The sequence below is a fragment of the Novosphingobium sp. FG137 genome, from assembly GCF_057809735.1.
On record NZ_JBMDKN010000003.1, the window covers coordinates 89,799 to 107,714 of the forward strand.

General features: G+C 66.7%; 15 protein-coding genes. 9 read left to right on the forward strand and 6 right to left on the reverse strand.

The window, feature by feature from the left end:
- Nucleotides 1–18: 18 nt before the first annotated feature.
- Together ACODS2_RS09990 and ACODS2_RS09995 are read right to left on the reverse strand one after the other, a co-directional pair.
- Complete coding sequence (locus ACODS2_RS09990; protein WP_488998680.1) at nucleotides 19–1,107, reverse strand: hypothetical protein; 1,089 nt, start codon at nucleotides 1,105–1,107, stop codon at nucleotides 19–21.
- A gap of 5 nt (nucleotides 1,108–1,112) precedes the next feature.
- On the reverse strand, nucleotides 1,113–2,114 hold the full coding sequence (locus tag ACODS2_RS09995) for a glycoside hydrolase family 5 protein (protein ID WP_488998681.1): 1,002 nt from the start codon (nucleotides 2,112–2,114) through the stop codon (nucleotides 1,113–1,115).
- Nucleotides 2,115–2,349: 235 nt separating this feature from the next.
- Between ACODS2_RS09995 and ACODS2_RS10000 the strand changes: the two genes are divergently transcribed.
- The 5 genes from ACODS2_RS10000 to ACODS2_RS10020 are packed head-to-tail and all read left to right on the forward strand — an operon-like array spanning nucleotide 2,350 to nucleotide 5,194.
- Entirely contained in the window at nucleotides 2,350–3,255 is a 906-nt protein-coding gene (locus ACODS2_RS10000) for a sugar phosphate isomerase/epimerase family protein (protein WP_488998682.1), read from the forward strand.
- A gap of 35 nt (nucleotides 3,256–3,290) precedes the next feature.
- Nucleotides 3,291–3,695, forward strand: a complete 405-nt coding sequence (locus tag ACODS2_RS10005) for a C-glycoside deglycosidase beta subunit domain-containing protein (RefSeq protein WP_488998683.1) — start codon at nucleotides 3,291–3,293, stop codon at nucleotides 3,693–3,695.
- Between the two features lie 51 nt (nucleotides 3,696–3,746).
- Complete coding sequence (locus ACODS2_RS10010) at nucleotides 3,747–4,349, forward strand: TetR/AcrR family transcriptional regulator (RefSeq protein WP_488998684.1); 603 nt, start codon at nucleotides 3,747–3,749, stop codon at nucleotides 4,347–4,349.
- Nucleotides 4,350–4,363: 14 nt separating this feature from the next.
- Nucleotides 4,364–4,825: an Lrp/AsnC family transcriptional regulator gene (locus ACODS2_RS10015; protein WP_488998685.1), complete on the forward strand. Its 462-nt coding sequence runs from the start codon at nucleotides 4,364–4,366 to the stop codon at nucleotides 4,823–4,825.
- Nucleotides 4,826–4,834: 9 nt separating this feature from the next.
- Nucleotides 4,835–5,194, forward strand: coding sequence for an EthD domain-containing protein (locus ACODS2_RS10020; RefSeq protein WP_488998686.1), 360 nt, complete (start codon nucleotides 4,835–4,837; stop codon nucleotides 5,192–5,194).
- A 123-nt stretch (nucleotides 5,195–5,317) separates the two neighbouring features.
- On the opposite strand, the gene ACODS2_RS10025 is transcribed toward ACODS2_RS10020, so the two are convergent.
- Complete coding sequence (locus ACODS2_RS10025; RefSeq protein WP_488998687.1) at nucleotides 5,318–7,726, reverse strand: penicillin acylase family protein; 2,409 nt, start codon at nucleotides 7,724–7,726, stop codon at nucleotides 5,318–5,320.
- On the reverse strand, nucleotides 7,723–9,057 hold the full coding sequence (locus ACODS2_RS10030; protein WP_488998688.1) for an FAD-dependent oxidoreductase: 1,335 nt from the start codon (nucleotides 9,055–9,057) through the stop codon (nucleotides 7,723–7,725). The genes ACODS2_RS10025 and ACODS2_RS10030 overlap by 4 nt, the downstream gene beginning before the upstream one ends.
- 112 nt (nucleotides 9,058–9,169) lie before the next feature.
- Between ACODS2_RS10030 and ACODS2_RS10035 the strand changes: the two genes are divergently transcribed.
- Nucleotides 9,170–10,453, forward strand: a complete 1,284-nt coding sequence (locus ACODS2_RS10035; RefSeq protein WP_488998689.1) for an NADH:flavin oxidoreductase/NADH oxidase family protein — start codon at nucleotides 9,170–9,172, stop codon at nucleotides 10,451–10,453.
- A gap of 6 nt (nucleotides 10,454–10,459) precedes the next feature.
- Here ACODS2_RS10035 and ACODS2_RS10040 read toward each other — a convergent pair whose 3' ends face one another.
- Together ACODS2_RS10040 and ACODS2_RS10045 are read right to left on the reverse strand one after the other, a co-directional pair.
- Nucleotides 10,460–12,184: an amidohydrolase gene (locus ACODS2_RS10040; protein WP_488998690.1), complete on the reverse strand. Its 1,725-nt coding sequence runs from the start codon at nucleotides 12,182–12,184 to the stop codon at nucleotides 10,460–10,462.
- 45 nt (nucleotides 12,185–12,229) lie between these two features.
- Nucleotides 12,230–12,784 carry a cytochrome b gene (locus ACODS2_RS10045; RefSeq protein WP_488998691.1) on the reverse strand — a complete coding sequence of 185 codons (555 nt, stop codon included), beginning with the start codon at nucleotides 12,782–12,784 and terminating at the stop codon, nucleotides 12,230–12,232.
- A 98-nt stretch (nucleotides 12,785–12,882) separates the two neighbouring features.
- On the opposite strand from ACODS2_RS10045, the gene ACODS2_RS10050 reads away from it, so the two are divergent.
- The 3 genes from ACODS2_RS10050 to ACODS2_RS10060 are packed head-to-tail and all read left to right on the forward strand — an operon-like array spanning nucleotide 12,883 to nucleotide 17,881.
- Entirely contained in the window at nucleotides 12,883–14,319 is a 1,437-nt protein-coding gene (locus ACODS2_RS10050; protein WP_488998692.1) for a glycosyltransferase family 2 protein, read from the forward strand.
- Nucleotides 14,320–14,375: 56 nt separating this feature from the next.
- The gene (locus tag ACODS2_RS10055; RefSeq protein ID WP_488998693.1) at nucleotides 14,376–16,109 is read left to right on the forward strand and encodes an Hsp70 family protein; all 1,734 of its coding nucleotides are present in this window, start codon (nucleotides 14,376–14,378) and stop codon (nucleotides 16,107–16,109) included.
- Nucleotides 16,106–17,881 carry a hypothetical protein gene (locus tag ACODS2_RS10060; protein WP_488998694.1) on the forward strand — a complete coding sequence of 592 codons (1,776 nt, stop codon included), beginning with the start codon at nucleotides 16,106–16,108 and terminating at the stop codon, nucleotides 17,879–17,881. The genes ACODS2_RS10055 and ACODS2_RS10060 overlap by 4 nt, the downstream gene beginning before the upstream one ends.
- The last annotated feature ends 35 nt before the right edge of the window (nucleotides 17,882–17,916 follow it).

Below are 17,916 nucleotides of genomic sequence, written 5' to 3' on the forward strand. Positions count from 1 at the left end.
CAGGGGAGGGAAGCCCGCTCAAAGCGCGGGTTCTTCCTTGAGGACAAAGACGTTCTCGATCTCAAGCACTTGCCTGGCATGTCCCAGATGCAGCGCCACCGTGCCCTGGCCCTTGGCGATGTCGAGCCGCGCCTGCGTGCGCAGCTGGATCAGCTTCCACGTCGGCCCCACGGTCACGACATTCTCGCCAAATCCCGGATAGCCATCGGCGTTTTTCTGCACGCGCAGGGTGATGCGCCCCAGCCCATCGGGGCTCTCGGTGCTCACCGTGCGGGCCAGCACCGCCACGTTGAGTATGTCGCCTTCCTCCAGCGCCTCATTGATCGGCACATTGATACCCAGATCGTAGGGATGCGCCGCCTTGCCCGGCACGTTCACCTGCAGCGCGCTCAGCCCCGGCGTGCCGCGCGCTTCGACCGCCTTGCTGGTGAGACCCGGCCCGTAAAGCGCCCAGCTTTCCGGCGCGTTGACCGTGTTGATCAGCCGGCCCTTGCCGACCAGCAGCGGCGGCATTTCGGGTGCCTTGGCGCTCGGCACGATGCTATCGGCGCCTTCGACCACGATGGTCTGGCCGATCTCGATCGTCTGCTTCGCGCCCGCCAGCTGGAAGCCGACGACAGCCTGCCCGGCCGGAATATCCCGCTCGGCAAGCCCCGTCGCCTCATAGAGCTTCCACTGCGGCCCGATGCTCAGCCTGCTATCGGCAAAGCCCGCGTAGGGCGCGACGTTCTGCTGCACCCGCACCGCAATCACGCCGTTCCCGTCCGCGGTTTCAGCCTTCAGAGTGCGCGCGTAGAACGCCACTGTCACGCGCTGCCCGGCGCTGATCGGCGCATCGATGGGGGCATTCGCGCCCACATCGTAGATGTTGGCCCCGGCGCGCGGCACGTTGACCTGCAGCGCGCCGCCGCCCGGCGCATCGGGGGATTTCACCGCCTTCGCCGCCGCGCCGCCGAACACCGGCCAATCGAGCTTGGTGGGATCGTTGATCAACGTGCCCGGCAGCGCATCATCGAGCGCCTGCAACGCAGGCGCACGCGGCGGCGGAGCCGACAGCAGCGGCGCCGCCGAGCCCAGTAGCGCGGCAGCAAGGATCGCGTGCTTCATCCGCATCACCGGCCCGCCCCCACAGCCTCTAGCATTCCCGGCAGCCACTGCTTCGCCTTGCTGTCATAAAGCGGGAACGTGTTGGTATAGGCCCAGGAGCAGGTGGCGACGCCGATCGCATCGAACGCCGTGCGCACCGCCCTGGCATAGGCTACGCGCTGCTCCAGCGGCGCCTTGTCGATCGCGCCGAACTCGCCCAGCAGCGGCGTCTTGCCGGTCCGCGCGATATAGGCGCGCACCTTGGCAACGTCGCCCGCGAGCATCGCCTTGTCCGCCTCGCCGCCATAGACGCGGCCCAGCGGCCGCACCGGCTCGACCCAGGTCGCGCCCTGATGCGTGAAATCGAAGGGTTCGTAGTAGTGGAAGGTCGGCACCAGGTGCGGATCGTCCGGCAGCTGCAAGGTCGCGAGCGAACTCACCCCGCTCCAGAACTCCCCGCCCACGATCACCGGCCGGTCCGGATTGCTTTCGCGGATCGCGGCCAGCGCTGCGCCGAGCGTGGCGACAAGGTTGGCGTTGCCGAGCTTGTCATGCGGCTCGTTCTCGATCTCGAACCACACGTGATCGCGCGGGGTATCAGCGAAAGCGCGCGCCACTTGCCGCCAGATCACCGCAAGCCGCTCCCGGTTCGCCTCGGGTGCGCTCATCAGCGCATCGAAGTTGTGATCATCGATGATCACGTTGAGCCCCGCCGCCCGCGCGAGGGCAACAACGCGCTGCACCCGCTGCAGAAATGCCGGATCGATCTGCCCTGCCGTGTCAGTATGGCCCGACCAGCGCACCGGCAGGCGAATGGTGGCAAATCCCGCCTTGGCAATGACGCTGAAGTCATCGTCCGCGATCGCGCGGCCCCACGCGCCTTCCTGCGGTGGCTCCAGATGGTTGCCCATGTTGATGCAACGCCCGAAGGGCAGGGAATTGGTCGCTTGCGGTGTGGCTGCGCTGGCTGAACTCGTGGCCATCAGCAAGGCGGTGGCCATTCCCAGCGCACGGAACATGCGATTCATCAGGTTGATTTCCTTCCCCAAACTCCGGCGCTTGAGGGCCGGATGTTTCATCCTGCTTCGTTACAAGACGTCAAGATAGCGCTATCATTCACGCCTGCAAGCACCTTTTGCAGCCTTGCCCCGCCGGGCTATCGGACGGGGCTTGCACGCAATTTAATCAGCGATTAGATAAGCCGCCGACGGCACCTTGCCGTCCACACATCGCGCCTTCGTGCGCGCAGGGGTTTTGCGGACAATGGGATCTCTCCAATACGGCGTCTCGGTCTACAGTTACGTCAACGACTACGGTTCGGTGATGACGCTGGAAGACGCGTTCGATCACATCGCCGATACCGGCGCAACCGGCATCGAGATCCTCGGCGAGGGGCAAGTCGAAGGCTATCCCGAGCCGTCATCCGCGTGGCTCGATACGTGGTTTGCGCTCGTCGATCGCTACAAGCTCGAACCCACCAACTTCTGCGCCTGGGTCGATACCCGCATCACGCTCACCCGCAATCTCACCATCGCGGAAGGCGCGGCCGAGCTGGCGCGGGACTTGCGGCTCGCCCACCGCCTTGGGTTCAAGTTCCTGCGCCCCAAGTTCGGCGTCACTTCGCACGAGCTTGATCCCGATCCGCAATGGCAGGCCTATGTCGAGCGCAATCTCGATCTCGCGCACCAGCTCGGCATCGTCATCTGCCCGGAAATCCACGCGCCCACGCCGATCAAGCACCGCGTCACCCAAGGCTATATCGATTTCATCGAGCGCACGGGCACCAGGAACTTCGGCCTGATGATCGATACCGGCATCTTTCAGGACCGTCCGCTCACCCACTGGGGCTCGCATCAGATCAACGACGAAATGCGCGAGCACATGGCTTTCCTGAACGGCATCAAGGTGCCGCCCGAACAGTTCCTCGAAATCGCGCAGTACGTCGTGTTCATCCAGGCCAAGTTCCACGATATCGACGACACTCTGGAAGACCTCAACATCCCGTGGCGCCCGGTCATCGCGGCGATCAAGCGCTCGGGCTACTCCGGCTACCTCTCGAGCGAATACGAAGGCCTGCGCAGCCCCTGGCGCGCCATCGATCAGGTCCGCCGCCAGCAGGTCCTGCTCCGCGAGCTGGAGCGCGAATACGATCTGGGCCTGCTCGCCTGAGCGCCCACTGCGTCACAATTCATAGGAACACCAAGATGCTCGAACACCAGCTCATCCAGAGCACCGGCTTCCGCAACATCGGCCCCGTGGGCGCGCGCACCGGCTTTGCGGTTCGCATCCGCATCCCCAACTATCACGGCACCCGCCTTTCGCAGCTCGATGGCTTCACCGTCACCGTCGATGGCGAGGTCTACGGCTTCGAGCAGAATAGCCTCGGCATCCGCGATGAAGTCTACACCCTCGCCGAAATGCGCGAGGAAACCACTGCGCGCTGGGGTCTGCTCGAATGGGGCGAAATCCTTGTCGACAAGCCCGGCGGCCTCGCACCCGGCATTCACAAGGTCGAAGTGCTCGCCCGCATCCGCTATTCCTATTTTCCGCCCGACGTGCACGTGTTCCCGATGCACGAAGCCCGCCTCGCGACGCTCTGCGTGGCCTGACTGGCGCCTCGCTGCAAACATGGTACGGATGCGTCACGACCGGGAAGGCGCATGTCGACGAAGAAGCCGTACCACAAGGAAGACCTGAGGGGCGATCTGCTGAGGGCCGGCCGCGCCTGGGTGGAAGCGCACGGCCATCTCGGCCTCTCGATGCGCATCCTTGCGCAGCAGGTCGGTGTCTCGCCCGGCGCGCCCTATCACCACTTCCCGGATCGGCGTGCGTTCCTCCTCGCGCTCGCGCTCGATGGCTTTCGCGAAATGCTCGCCCGGTCGGACGCGGTTGCGGCCACTGCCGATCATCCTGCGGACAAGCTGCGCGCGCTCGGCACACAATTCATCCGCTTTGCCGAAGAGAACCCGCATCTCGTTGATCTGATGTATGAAAGCGAGCTGACGTCCCCCGCGCTCGATCCAGAGCTTCTTGCGTTCCAGCAGATCGGTCACGCCGCCGTGCGCGCGGCAGTCGCTGCCAGCATGCCCGGCCTTGATGGCAAAGCGGCAGACCTGCGCACCCTCGCATTCTGGTCCGCGATCTACGGTTTCGCCTCGATGCGCCGCAAAGGTGTGATCCGCCCCATGCCCGGCGCCATGACCACTGCCGATCTGGCCGGTGCGATTGTCGAGCGCGCCATTGTCGCCGCGCTGGCCGGCTAGGAAGGACCCTGCGCATGGACAAACTTGATCGCCAGTTGCTCGCCTTGCTTCAGGTCGATGCTTCGCGCGCGCACGCCGACATTGCCAAGCTGGTCAATCTCTCCCCTAGCCAGGTCTCCCGCCGCATCGCCCGGCTTGAAGCGGAAGGCTATATCCGCGCCACCGTCGCGCTGCTCAGCGAAGCGGCGCTGGGCCTGCAGGTCGAAGCCTTTGTCGCCGTCGCGATGGCCAGCTACGCGCCCGATGTCGTGCGCGGTTTTCACAGCCGCATCTCCGCGCTCGACGAAGTGCTCGATTGCCGCGCCACCACTGGCGATTCCGACTATCTCCTGCGCATCGTCGCGCGCGATCTCGCCAGCTATTCCAAGCTGATGAACGAACAGCTGCTCGGCCACGGCGATGTCGCCAGCGTTCGCTCCAGCGTGGTGCTCGATCGGGTCAAGCACACCACCAGCCTGCCGCTTCCCCCAGTCTGAGAGAGAACCATGATCAAGCTCACCTTCTGCCTCCACCGCCTGCCGCACCTCAGCCGCGCCGAATTTCAGGACTACTGGCTCAATACGCATGGGCCGCTCGTCGCCAGCGTCCGTGACGCGCTCAAGATCAGGCGCTACGTCCAGCTCCACTCGCTCGCCGATACCGAAAACGCCCCCTTCGCCGTGGCCCGCGGTGCGCCCGAGCCCTATGACGGCGTGGCGCAATTGTGGTGGGACAGCCTCGAAGACCTCGCCAGCAGCAGCCCCGAAGCGATTGCCGCCGGTGCGCTCCTGCTCGAAGACGAACGCAAGTTCATCGATCTCCCGCGCTCCCCCCTCTGGCTGGGGCAGGAACACGTGATCTTCTAGCTCCGAGCAGGGGTTCCCAACCCCGCTCATGCTGAGCTTGTCGAAGCATAAGGCGCAACAGTCGCGCCAACACCCTTCGACAAGCTCAGGGTGAGCGGGTTGTGGTGGAGGGTTCCGGCAGGACTATTGGGGCACGTAAGTCAGCGTCACCGAGCTTTCCCGGCCTGCCGCAATCGCTTCGGGTGCCAGATCGATCCGTTTGAACCGGTTCTGCGCATGCATCTGCACCTGATCGGTCAGGTGCACCGTGCCGCGCTTGTCGGGATCGATGAACTGGTTCTGCCCGCCCACTTCGGTGATCGTGTAGATCGCGGGCACGCCCGGGGTCAGCTCCATCATCCCCACCCAGCCTTCGCCGCCGTTCAGGGGGATCATCTTCGGCCCCAGACCAAGCTCGCCCCACAGCGCCTTGCCGCGTTCGTCGTCATCGGGCAGCGGCGGGCGGGCCGGGTCCTCGGCATCGTCGGTGAAGTATTTCCAGAAGATCGGCCGCTTCCACTCGGCCATCGCGGCAGAGCCGAACTGCGGCCGCACTGCCGCAATCGTGCGCCTGATCGTCTCGGCCACCACAGCCTCGCGCGGCCGCCCCGCAAGATAGTCGAACTCCACCGGCAGCCCTGCCGCCGGGCCCTGCAGAACGCGGTACAGCAGCGCGGTGCGGTATTTCTGATAGCGCTTGGCGTCGATGTCCTTCCACCACGTGCCCATCACCGGGCCGCACAACACCTCGGGCGCCGTCTCGAGCCAGGCGCGGAACAGCGTCAGCCCCGCCTTGTCATAGCGTTCGTCACCATCGCGGTCTTCATAGCGTCCGTTCCACGCGATCATCAGGTCGACCGCTTCCCGCACCTCGGGATCATCCGCGCTCGCCGCGGCCGCGCGCAAGAATGGCGCAAACATGGCAGGGGGCGCATTGGCCCGGTCGCGTGCGCCAAAAGCGTTCCAGATCTGGCGGTTGTAGCCCACCATATCGAGGAGCGTCGCGCCCTTTGATCCCGCCGCCAGCTTGGCTCCCAGCCAGGTGCGGAACGTCGCCCCCATCCGTGCGTCATCGCCCTCGCGGCTCCACGTGGTCGCCTTGCTGTTCCACGCATGGATCCAGCCCTGTTTAGGGTTCACCATGTGCGGCCGCTCGGCGGGCGAGAGGAAGCCCTGCCACTCGTACTCGCCGGTGCCGGGTGTGGGCAGGCGCGGATCGGTCCCGGGCGCGCGCCTGGGCATCATCCCCGTCTCCCAGAACCCGATTTCGCCGCCTTCATTGCCATAGCAAATGCCGAAATTGGTCGAGACCCGGCCCATCGCCGCGCCAAACTCGGCCAGGGAACGCGCCCGCTGCATATCAACGAACGCGGCCCAGTTCTCCAGCTCATGCCCGCGCATCGCAAAGCGCTGGGCATAGGCAACGCCGCCGGCCCGGTCCTCGCTCACCACCGGGCCATGCACCGTCCAGCGCAGAACGCGCACCACCGGTGCTGCGCCTTTGACGGCAATGGTCTGTGTCTGCCGCTCCATCTGCCGCCACTGGCCCTTGAACCAGTAGCGATCCGGGTTCTTAGGATCGAGCTTCTCGGCGAAAGTGTCGGTCGTGTCGCCATGGCCCGATGTCACCAGCCAGCCATGATGCGGCCCGCGCCCCATGATCGGCACGCCAAAGGCCGGGATCGTGAACCCCGCGCTGTCAAACCCGCCGCCGTGCAGATGGATTTCCGGCCCGTCCGCCGTCGCTTCCATCATGATCACCTTGCCGCTCGCGGTGCGCTGCGGTCCGAGCACGAGGCAGCGGCTGTGATCCTTGCCCGGTGCCGGGATCGGCTCGGCAGGCTTGGCACGCGGTGCCAGCGTCAGGAAGGTCGCCTGCGGCAGGGGCTGGGCAGGGGCCAGATCCTCGCCCGGCGGGATCACTGTCGGCGTCTCGGGATCGCGCACCGGCACCAGATCGTTGAACAGCTGCCGCCCCTTGGCCTCGCCATGCTGCAGGGTCATCGCCTGCAGATAGGCGAGGTTGGTCACTTCCGATCCGCCGCGCCCGCGTGGAAAGCTCGCAATCATGGCGAGGAAATCAGTCAGCACCCAGCGTTCGGGCTTCACGCCCCACTCAGTGAATTCATACGGTGTCCGATGCGCCGGGTCGGCCTCGATCTCGGCAATCGCGCGGTTCACCCCCGCCACATAGGCCGCGATCATCCGCTGATACTCGCCCCCAAGCGCACCATACATGCGCAGAAGCTCGGCCTTGTCTGGCAACCGCTGGCGCGAAACCACGTCGGAAGCCACCGCCGAAGGTCCGAGCACTTCGGCCAGCCGCCCCAAGGCCCGCCGCCGCGATTGCTCCATATCGGCCAGCCGGTCCTGCGCCTCGGCATAGCCCGCGCCAAAGAGCACGCTTTCCGATGTCTCGCCAAACACATGCGGCACGCCAAACCCGTCGCGGTCGATCCGCACGGACAGGGCAGGGGAGGGCGCCTCTTGCGCCGGCACTCCCGTCGGCAGCCCCGCCAGTGCGAGCGCCAGCATCCAGCGCCGCCGCGTCATGCCACCTCCTCCAGCGCGCGCGCATGCCGCACCAGCGCATCCCCGCCGATCCCGCGCATCCCCTGCGCGGCGAGCGAGGCAACCACCCGCGCCGGATCAAGCGCCTGCACCGCGATGCCCTCCGCCAGCGCGAGCGCCGCCGCCGTCCCAGCTGCCTGCCCCATCGCCATGCACTGCGGCATCCCCCGCACCGAGGCGAAGGCCGCCGGGTCTGCGCAGACCAGCCGTCCGGCAAACAGCAGGTTGGCGGGCGTATCCGGCACCATCGCGCGGAAGGGGATCGTGTAGTAATCGCCATCGGCCACGATCGCATCGTGGGTCATGTCCGCATCCCCGCGCATCACGTCGTCGATCGGGTTGTCGCAGGCCACGATGCCGTCCGCGGGCTTGGCCCCTGCGCGCAGATCGCGCGCCAGTATGCGGTGAACGGCCTCCAGCTTGCGCGTCTCGCGCACGCCCACCGTCGGCCCCAGTTCGCTCATCCGCGCAGCCTCGAAGCCCGGAACATGGCCCACCAGGAACTGTGCCAGCTGGTGGCACCTGCGCCGCCCCTCCTGCGTCGCGCGCGCCACGCCTTGCGGGTCGGTCCCGTCCACCCCCCGGATATGCACCGAATTGCAGAACACCGTGTCGCGGTGAAAACCCTTCATCAGATAGAGCTTGGCGAGATCGGGATGGAGCAGCCCCGCCGCGATCCCGGCGGCCGCCTCTTCCTCGAAATAGGGATCGCCCTTGGCAAACACGCGCGCCCAGTCCGCGCCCACCATCGAAAACGAGAGCGTCACCCCCATCATGTTGCCGCGCCCGTCGCCCACCATGAAAGGCACGCCCACGCGCGCCGAGGTATCGCCGTCGCCCGAACAGTCGATCACCATCCCCGCCTCGATCATCATCGGCCCGGTGCGGTCGGTGCATTCCACGCGGGCAATCCGCCCCTGTTCCAGCACCGGCGCGCCCGCAAAGGTGCCCAGATGCACCTCGACGCCGGCATCCTCCAGCATCTGGAACATCGCGAAAACAGCCGCTTCGTGGTCGTAGATCACTTCGGCTCCGAAGTTTTCCAGCGTGGAAGGCCGCACTTCGGCCATTGGCGGGTTCATCGCCAGCAACTGGTCGGTCAGCTCGCCAAACACGCCGCCGATGCTCCGCCCGGTCGGATAGCCTCCGCCCCAGGGCATGCCCGGGCAGAACGCCATCACGCCGCCGATCTTGCTGGTCCCCTCGATCAGCCGTACGGTTGCGCCCTGCCGCGCCGCGCCCAGCGCCGCGCCAAAGCCCGCCGTGCCCCCGCCGATCACCAGCACATCGGCCCGCAACTGCCGCACCATCATTCCCCCGAAACCTGTTCATGCACAGCAAACGCGATTTGTCGGTCTGGCGCAACCGCGCTTAAAGAGTGCGCGCAAGGTCTCCGCGAGTGAGGCCTATCCGGAGAGCCCAGACATGCCGTCCATCGCCGATCCCCTCGTTCTCCCCTGCGGCGCGGTCCTGCCCAATCGCCTCGCCAAGGCCGCGATGACCGAGGGGCTGGCCGATCCGCAAGGCCGCGCCACGCCCGAACTCGCGCGGCTCTATGGCCTGTGGGCCGATGGCGGCTCAGGCCTGCTCATCACCGGCAACGTCCAGATCGACCGCGACCACCTTGAACGCCCCGGCAACGTGATCATCCACGGCCCGCAGGATGAAGCCGCGCATGCGGGCCTGCGTGCCATGGCCAGCGCCGGAAGGCGCGCGGGCGGCCAAATCTGGATGCAGATCAGCCACGCCGGCCGCCAGACGCAGGTCACCGTCAACCCGCACCCCAAGGCGCCTTCCGCCGTCGCCGTCGGCCTCCCCGGCAAGCAGTTCGGCCTGCCCGAAGCGCTGACCGAGCCGGAGATCCTTGATCTGGTCGAACGCTTCGGCGTGGCGGCAGAAATCGCCAAGGCCACCGGCTACACCGGCGTCCAGATCCATGGCGCACACGGCTATCTGCTCTCGCAGTTCCTCAGCCCGCGTTCCAACTTGCGCAGCGATCAATGGGGTGGCAGCCTCGAAAACCGCGCGCGGATGCTCCTGGCCGTCGTCGCGCGCGTCCGTGCCGTGGTTGGTCCGGAATTCCCCATCGGCGTGAAACTCAATTCCGCCGATTTCCAGAAAGGCGGCTTCGCCTTCGAGGAAAGCGTGATCGTGGCCCGCTGGCTTCAGGATGCGGGCGTCGATCTCCTCGAAATCTCGGGCGGCTCCTACGAACAACCCGCGATGATGGACATTCAGGGCATGGAAGCCCCTGATGCGCCCCCACAAAAGGCGTCAACCGCCGCGCGCGAGGCCTATTTCGTCGATTTCGCCAAGACCATGCGCGCCTCGCTCACCATGCCGCTCATGGTCACCGGCGGCTTCCGCACCCGCCGCGCCATGAACACCGCGCTGGAGCAGGGCGGGGCAGACGTAATCGGCCTCGGCCGCCCGCTCTGCGTCGATACCGCAGGCCCCGCCAAGCTGCTGGCGGGCGCGGACGAACTCGACCGCTGGGAAATCAAGCTCAAGTTGCTCCCGCCGTGGCTCTCGTTCCTCGGCGGCCTGAAGATGATGCGCGCGGTCGAAGGCTTCGCCGTCACCTACTGGTACTACGCCCAGATCGACGCCATCGCCCGCACCGGCCGCGCCAATATCGGCATTTCGCCCTTCAAGGCGCTGCTTTCCATCCAGAATGCCGGCAAAGCCTGGCTCAAGGCGCGAAGGTGAGGGGGCTCACTTCCTGACGAACACGACCTTCCCGCCAAACAGCGTCATCATGCAGGTCATGTCCTTGAGGCTTGCGGTCGGCACCGCATAAGGATTGCGGTCCCACACAGCCACGTCCGCCAGCTTGCCCACCTCGAGCGAGCCCGTCTGCTTCTCGAGAAACAGCTGCCGCGCCGCCCAGATCGTGTGGCTCTTCATCGCGGTGTGGATATCCACCGCTTCCGCCGTGCCGAACGGTGCCTTGCCGAAGCGGTCGCCATCGGGCTCACGCGCCACGGATGACCACAGGCCATAGCGCGGCGCATAAGGCGTCACCGGATAGTCCGATCCGTCGCTGTAGAGGATGCCGCGCTTCACATAGGTCGCGTAGGGCATCATTCGAACGCTGCGTTCGGGGCCCCAGCCCGCCGCCAGCGCATCGCCGAGGAACCAAAGGAATTCTGCCTGCGCTTCGGGATAGCCGGAATCGTATGTCTTCTGCAGGTCCGCCATCACATCGATGGCATGGTCCGTTGGCAGATTGGCGTGGATCAGGCTGTGGCGCAGGCCCTGCTTCGGCCACTTCTTCAGCGCATCGGCATAGGCATCGACCACCGTATCGATCGCCCGGTCGCCGATGGCATGCGTGCCGATCGGCATGCCTTCCTTCGTGAACAGGTCCACCATCTGGCGGTAGACGTCGGCCCCCATCATCGGAAAGCCCGTGCCCGGATTGGCATGCGAAGCATCCGTCTCGAATGGCTTGTAGACCCACGCCGTGCGCCCCGCGCCCGACCCATCGAGGAAGATCTTCACCCCGCACACATCAAGGTTGCGGCCCTTGAGCGCGAGCAATTCCCGCTTGCGCTGGCGATAGTCGTCCACCGCCGCGCGCGCCGCCGTCATGTCGGTCTGCGCGAACGTCAGCGTGCAGACATGGACGTTCAGCGGCGCCTGCTTCGCGGCCGCGGCATAGACGTCCCACTGCAAACGGCCGGTGCGCGGGTCCTTGAAGCCTGTCAGCCCTTCGGACAGCGCGCCTTCGATCACATGGGTCAGCCCCTTGGCCCGCGTCGCTGCATCCACCGGCGGCACCAGCTTGTCGAGCACGTCCTGCGCGCTGTCATAGAGCACACCCGTCAGCGCGCCGCTGGCGTCCTTGTCAAAGCGCCCGCCCGCAGGATCGGGCGTCTTGGCGTCAACCCCCGCCAGCTTGAGCACCGCGCTGTTGACCAGCGTATAGTGCCCCGTCGTGTTCCCCAGCGCGACCGGATGCCCGCCCGAAACTGCGTCCAGTTCGGCCAGGCTCGGCGGGTGGTGCTCGGCAATGCGGCTCTCGTTCCAGCCCGATCCTGTCACCCAAGCGCCCGCCGACAATTCCGCCGCGCGTGCTTTCACCCGCGCGAGGAAATCGGCGACGGAGGAAGCCTCGCCCAGCTGCAAGTTGGCCACTTCATCGATCCCGCCTTCCAGCGCATGGGCATGGGCATCGATCATCCCCGGCGTCGCGGTCTTGCCCGCCAGATCGATCACTTTGGTGCGCTTGCCGATATAGGCGCGGATGGCCTTGTCGCTCCCCAGCGCGACAATCCGCCCGCCCCGGATCGCCATGGCCTGAACCACGCGGTCCTTGGCATCCACGGTCAGGATCGTCCCGCCGCGCAGCACGGTATCAGCCGGCGCGGTCTTCGCCCCCGCTGGTGACACCGCCAAAACCAGCGCCAGCGCGCCCGAAACCGCAATCTTCCGCATCACAATCCCCCCCGTCAGTCGCCCCACTCGGCAATCCGCACCGCCTCACGGCATCATGCGCTGCAATTCCTTCTCGCCGTCGAGGAACTGGTGCTTCAGCGCGCCGATCACGTGCAGCGCAAACAGCGCCCACAGCGCATAGCCCAGGATCTCGTGCGCTTCGCCAAAGCTGTCGTGCACGCTCTTCTTGGTCACTTCGTCCAGCCCCATCACCATGCTGATGCGCGGCCATTCGAACAGGCCGAACCACTGCATCGGATGGGTCGCGGCGTCCTTCCATGCCGAATCCATGATCCAGCCCGTCAGCGGCATCGCGAAGATGAAGGCATAGAGCGCCCAGTGCGCCGCATGGCTCGCCTTTACTTCCCACGGCTTGTAGCTGGCGGGGAGCGCAGGCGGGGTATGCGTCAGCCGCCACAAGAGCCGCATCACGGCAAGGCCCAGCACCGTCACCCCGATGGACTTGTGCGCATCGATCAGCGGCCGCACGTTCTCGTCGCCCACCGCTTCCCAGATGTTGGGCAGCAGCAGGTTCACCAGAATGCCCAGCGCGACGATCCAATGAAGAGCAATGGCTACGCCGCTGTATTTCTTGATCATGATAGTCTCAGCTCCGATCGGACCATTGCCGATTGTTCACGTACTTGCCCTTCAAACGCAATAGCCGGTTCAGGTTGCCAAGGCTATGGCCCGCCCCCATGCCGTCACTCAACGCCGTTCTACTCGCCGAGTCCCCGCGCTTCACACCGCGCCCGATCCCGCTGGTCAGCCGGCTGATCGGAATCGCCGCCCCGCTGCTGTTCATCCTGCTCACCGCGCAGGCGTTCTATCGGCAGGGCCTCGGCATGTGGTCTGTCGGCGTGGTCTATATCCTCTACGATACCGCGCTGCTGCTGTTCACGGCCTGGCAGATCCGCAAGCTGGTGGCCGATTCCAGCCGTCCGGTGCCCCACACGGCTGACGCGCCCTCCCTCGGCGTCATCGTCGCCGCGCATAACGAAGCCGGCGTCATCCACCTCACGATCAATCGCCTCCTCGCGCAGGCCCAGCCGCCCGAGGCGATCCTGATCGCGGACGATGGCTCCACCGACGCAACTCCGGCGGTCATGCTCGATACCTATGGCCTCGCCGCCCCCTGCATCGGCGGCATGGCCGAGACGGTGATCGGCGCGACCCGCCTGCAGTGGCTGCGCCTGCCCCATGGCGGCAAGGCCCGCGCGCTCAATCAGGCGCTGCAGCACGCGCGCACCGATGTCGTGCTCACCGTCGATGCCGATACCCTGCTGGAGCCGGGCGCGATTGCCGCCATGCGCACCGCCTTCCTGCGCGATCCCGCGTTGGTGGCCGCCACCGGCGTGCTCCAGCCGATCTGCGGTCCGTCGCTTTCGGGCCGCCTGTTCGAATGGTTCCAATCCTACGAATACGTGCGCAATTTCCTCTCGCGCCACGCATGGATGCAGCTCAACGGCCTGCTGCTGATCTCGGGCGCCTTCGCCGCCTTCCGGCGCGAGGCGGTGCTCGCCGTCGGCGGGTTCGATCCCGATTGCATGGTCGAGGATTACGAACTGATCCACCGCCTCCACCGCCATTCCAACGATCACGGCCTTGGCTGGCAGGTCAGCGTCGTCGGCGGCGCACTCGCCCGCACCGATGCCCCCGCCACTATCCGCGGCTTCCTCAAGCAGCGCCAGCGCTGGTTCGGCGGCTTCCTCCAGACGCAGTACTGGAACCGGGACATGGTGGGCAACAGCCGCTACGGCCTCGTCGGCACGCGCATGCTGCCGGTGAAAGCGCTCGATACGCTCCAGCCGATCTACGGCCTCGCCGCCTTCGCGATCCTCATCTTCCTTGTCGCGACGGGCCGTTTCTATCTCGCCTTCCCGATCCTCCTCGTGATGGTGGCCAAGATCGTGATCGACCTCACCTTCCACCTCTGGTCGCTCGGCATCTACAAGCGCTGGACCGGCCGACGCGAGGGCCTGCGCTTCGGCCCCGCACTCATCGCCGCGCTGCTTGAGCCCTTCAGCTTCCAGCTCCTGCGCCACGCCGGCGCCGCGCTCGGCTGGTACGCCTTCCTCACCGGCAGCCAGACCTGGACCCGCGCCACCCGCAGCGCGCTGGAGCATCAGGCCTGAAGAGCGGGCGCACCGCGGGCTTGCGCTGACCCCCGCCCTTGGGCAAGTCCTTCCTGATGCGGGGACAGGGGCACGCGCGCGGAATGATCGTCGGAATTGATCTTGGAACCACCAACAGCGCCATTTCCGTCTGGCAGGACGATGCACCGCAGCTGATCCCCAATGCGCTGGGCGAAATGCTCACGCCCTCGGCGGTCTCGGTCGGCCGCGACGGCACGACTTATGTCGGGGCGGCTGCGCTCGACCGGCTGGCGACTCAGCCAGAAAGCACCGCGACCAGCTTCAAGCGCTACATGGGGACGGAGCGCAAGTTGCGGCTCGGCAAGAAGGACTGGCGGCCGGAGGACCTCTCCGCGCTGGTCCTGCGCGCGCTGTGCGACGATGCTGAGGCCTACCTCGGCACCCGCCCGACTGAAGCGGTGATTACCGTCCCTGCCTATTTCAACGACCGCCAGCGCAAGGCAACGCGCCATGCGGGCGAGCTTGCCGGCCTCACCGTGCGCCGCCTGATCAATGAGCCGACCGCCGCCGCGCTCGCCTTCGGCCTGCAGGATCAGGAAGACCGCGAGCCCTTCCTCGTGTTCGATCTTGGCGGCGGCACGTTCGACGTCTCGATTGTCGAAAAGTTTGAAGGCGTTGTCGAAGTGCGGGCCTCGGCGGGTGACAACAGGCTCGGCGGCGATGATTTCAACACCGCGCTCGCGGCCCGCATGCGCCCGCTGGTCGATCCCGAAGGCCGGCTGGAAAAGCTCGACGCCCGCCAGCGCGAGGCGATGCTCCACCGCGCTGCCGAAACCGCCCGGCGCCAGCTCTCGGTCGAGGACAAGGCCACCTTCGCTGTCGTGATCGGCGAAGACCGCCTGACCGCGGAAGTCTCTGCCGACATGTTCGAGGCTGCCTGTGAAGACCTGCTGCGCCGCCTGCGCGAGCCCGTCGCGCGGGCCTTGCGCGATTGTGCGTTCGATGTGGCGGAACTGGGCGATATCGTCCTCGTCGGCGGGTCCACCCGCATGCCCATCGTGCGCAAGGCGATCACGCGCATGTTCGGCCGCTTCCCGAACAGCAATGTCCACCCGGATCACGCGGTGGCGCTGGGTGCCGCGATCCAGGCGGGCCTGCTCAGCCGCGATGCCGCGCTTGATGAGATCCGCATCGCCGATGTCTGCCCCTTCACGCTCGGCGTCGATTCGGTCGAACGCGATTCGCGCGGCGGCATGCAGCACGGCGTGTTCTCGCCGATCATCGATCGCAACACGCCCGTCCCCGTCAGCCGGGTCAGCAACTACCGCACCGTGCAGGACAACCAGAAGGAAATCCTGTTCAACATCTATCAGGGCGAGGCGCGCGAGGTTTCGGGCAATATCCACCTTGGCGCGATCAAGGTACCGGTCCCGGCGCGCCCGGCGGGCGAAGCGGGGGCAGACGTGCGCTTCAGCTACGATAGCAGCGGCCTGCTCGAAGTGGACGTGACTGTCCACGAAACCGGCGTCACCCGCACTCTGGTGATCGCGGGCGAGGCAGAGACGCTGACCGACCGCGAAGTTGCCGCGCGGCGCGATGCGCTGGCCAAACTCAAGTTCCATCCGCGCGAGGATGCCGAGAACGTTGCGCTGATGGCCCGCGCCGAACGCATCTACGAGGATTTCGTGGGCGAGGAGCGCCGGATGATCGGCCAGTGGATCACCGATTTCGCCGGCGCGCTCGATAGCCAGGATCCCCGCCGGATCGCCGAGGCGCGCGGCCTGCTTCAGCAGCAGCTGGAGGCGGCCAGCGGAAATTCGCTGCTGTGACGCCCTCCGCCGCGCTCCGGCACCTTGGGCTGCGCGCCGGCGCGGATGTCCCCGCCATCCGCAAGGCCTATGCCGCGCTCTACAAGGCAATGGACCCGGATGCCGATCCGGAAGGCTACGCGCGTCTGCGGCAGGCCCGCGACATTGCCCTGCGCGCCGCCAAGGTCGCCGCTGCCCCGCCGCCGCAGCAGCCGGTCGAAGCGGCGGACGTGCCCGAAGAAACCGCCGCGCACCCGGCCGAGCCGTGGCTCTATGGAGCGCCCACGCTGGCGCACCCGCAGGCGGCGGACCTGCCGCTCCTCAATGCAGGGGCGGTGCCCCATGCCGAACCCGCTGTGCTCACGCCGCAGCCGATCCACGCCCCCGCGACCCCCGCAGCCGCCCTGCGCGCGCTCGCCGGTCCGCCGCTCATCGAAAGCGCCCAGCCGCTGCGCGCCGATGTCGGCTATCTCGCCCACCCCGATGGCGATCTGGCGCGGCTGCTCCACGATCCTGAGGCGGAGCTTGGCCCGCTGACCGACGAGCAGGATGCCTTCGCCCAGCGCTGCTTGCGAGTGCTGCTCGCCGAAGCGGCCACCGCCGATCTTACCCGCCATGCGCGGATCGAGGAGTGGCTCGCTGATCTCCTCGCTGAAACCTGGCCCCGCAGCGCGCCGCTTCTGCGCCCCAGTGCCGAAGCGTTCGGCTGGGAGAACGAACGCGGCCAGATCACCGAGCGACCCTCGATCGCCTGGCTCAACGCGCGCCTGCGCGGGCTGCGCTTCCAGGACAAGGTGACCGAGCCCGATCACCAGCTTCACAAGGCCTGGACCGAACTGACGCGCCCGGGCAGCGCCACCGTGATCGACAGGTTCCGGGTCAAACGCGCCGAAATCAACCAGCTTCTGGAGGGCGTGCGCAAGCACTTCCCCGAACTCGAAAACCACTTCCCACGCGAACGCGTGGTTTCGTGGGGCGACGGCGCGGCGGCGCGTGGGCAGGGCTTCGGCGTGTTCCGAATCTTCGGCACCGGCTTCACCTTCAACTCTGGCTACGCGATCTCGGTGGTCGTCGGCTTGCAGATCCTGATGGCCGTGCTGCGCGGCATCGCGCCCGATCCCGTTGCGCCGCCCGCCAACGTGTTCGGCCCGCCAGCTGCCCTCGCATCGCCCGATCCGCAGTTCATCATGATCCGCGACAGGGCGCTTGCAGAAGTGTTCGGTCAGGGCACCACGATCGAGCGGCTGCGCGAACAGCAGGCCAGCCTCGCCTCGGATTTCGAAGACCGCATCCGCGCCTCGCGCCGGGAAGGCCGCAGCGAAGTTGGTGTGATGGCCGATGTGCTCGAATATGTCCGGCTGCGCGCCCAGCTCGATGGCCGCAATGCGCAAGGCCCGATCCTGCGCAAGACAGTCGCCCTTCGCCTCGCGATGCTCGACGCCGCGAGCAAGCAGGGCCCCGATCTGTGCATGCGCGTGCTCAAGATGGAGAAGATGCAAGACCTCGTCGTGCCGGATGAAATCCGCACCAGGGAACGCGCCCTGGCAGCCGAAATGGTCGAGAAGGGCCTGCTCGCGGCGCCAAAGCCGCCCTCGGTCACCAGCGCGCGGATTCCGGGGGCGCTCATCGGCAAGGTCATCACTGTAACCGGCCTGCCGGAAAAGCGCGTGCGCGATGCGATCAGCAACAGCGGCAGCCCCTCGGATCAATGCAAGGTCACCCGAGCCCTGCTGCGCGCCGCGCTCGATGGGCAAGGCGGCGCAGAAGGAACTGCACTGCTGCGCGTGCTCTAGCGGCGGCCACCATCCCCCTTGCCAGTAGCGCCTCA